Origin of the sequence: Microbacterium sp. B24, from assembly GCF_000333415.1 — a bacterium.
In the GTDB taxonomy this organism is placed as follows: domain Bacteria; phylum Actinomycetota; class Actinomycetes; order Actinomycetales; family Microbacteriaceae; genus Microbacterium.
On the sequence record NZ_BADB01000197.1, the window covers coordinates 1 to 1,206 of the forward strand.

Consider the following 1,206-nt stretch of genomic DNA (forward strand, 5'->3'; position numbering starts at 1 on the left):
CCCCGAACGGATGCCGCAGCGGCGCACATCGCGGGCCTCGCCGACGAGTATTCCGCCATGGGAGCTGCTCGTCGCCCTGCCGATCAACCTGTCGGGCGGCGAGACCGCCTCCACCGATGATGCGCGTGCGTTCGCGAGCGAGGTGCGCGCGGCATCCGGGGTGGAGGTGCGCCTCGTCGATGAACGCCTCAGCACGGTGAGCGCGCACGCGGCGCTGCGTGATGCCGGACGCTCCCAGCGTTCGTCTCGTAGGATTGTCGACCAAGTCGCCGCCGTCGTCCTGCTGCAGCAGGCGATCGACGTCGAGAAGAGCACCGGCGCCCCCGCCGGTGTCGCCGTGCCCGACCCGCAGGAGCCCGCCTGATGCCTGACACCCCGCCGAACGACGACGAGTTCGCGGACCTGTTCAGCAAGCTGCCGACCCCGCGCGAGCAGGCGCCGGCATCGGGCGAAGGGGCCCCCGTCCCGCCGTCGCGCCGCGCCGCGAGGGAGGCTGCCGCTGCCGCGAACGTCGCCCCCGAGACGACCCCGTCGAACACGAGCACACCGACCGCGACGCCGGTTTCCGCACGCGCGAGCAACGAAGCTGCCGAACCGCGCCCTGCGGCCGCGGCACCGGAGCCACTGGTCGCCCACGCTGCACCCGCGCATCAGCAGCTCGATGCGCTCTTCAGCGCGGAAGCGCACTCCGACCGCGGGCACGGCAACCGGCACGATCGCGATCGCCGGAAGAGCCGCATCGCGGGCTGGGTGATCTTCGGCGTGATCCTGGCGATCCTGGGTGGCATCGTGGGTGGCGGCTTCTATGTCTGGAACACCTACGAAGACAAGATTCGGGCCTTCATGGGCTGGGAAGAGCCCAAGGACTACGAGGACGGCATCGCCGAGGGTGACGCCACCGTGACGATCGTCACCGGAGACACCGGATCGACGATCTCGATGCGGCTGGACGACAGCCGCTGCTGCTGCCGATCGGTGAGATCGAGGTGGGCGACCTGCCCGGCCGCGTGCACCCCGGCGTCGGTTCGACCCGCCACGACCAGCTGCGGATCGCCGCCGAGCACGCGGGCCAGTGCTGTCTCGAGCGTGCCCTGAACGGTGCGTAGACCCGGTTGACGGGCCCACCCGCGGAAGTCCGTGCCGTCGTAGGCGAGATCGAGGCGCAGCCGCACCCCTCCAGCCTATCCGGGCGGCTGAGCCTCGCGC

At 71.3% G+C, this 1,206-nt stretch carries 1 protein-coding gene and 1 pseudogene; one reads left to right on the forward strand and one right to left on the reverse strand.

Annotation, left to right across the window (positions count from 1 at the left end; genetic code table 11):
- Window positions 1-364 (forward strand): Holliday junction resolvase RuvX (gene ruvX / locus I5I_RS05165; protein WP_239640026.1); only part of this gene is annotated, 364 nt, incomplete at its 5' end.
- Window positions 365-941: 577 nt separating this feature from the next.
- Here the strand turns inward: ruvX and I5I_RS17475 are convergent.
- Window positions 942-1,172: pseudogene (locus tag I5I_RS17475) on the reverse strand (tRNA pseudouridine(38-40) synthase TruA); the annotation flags it as partial.
- Between the last annotated feature and the right edge of the window lie 34 nt (window positions 1,173-1,206).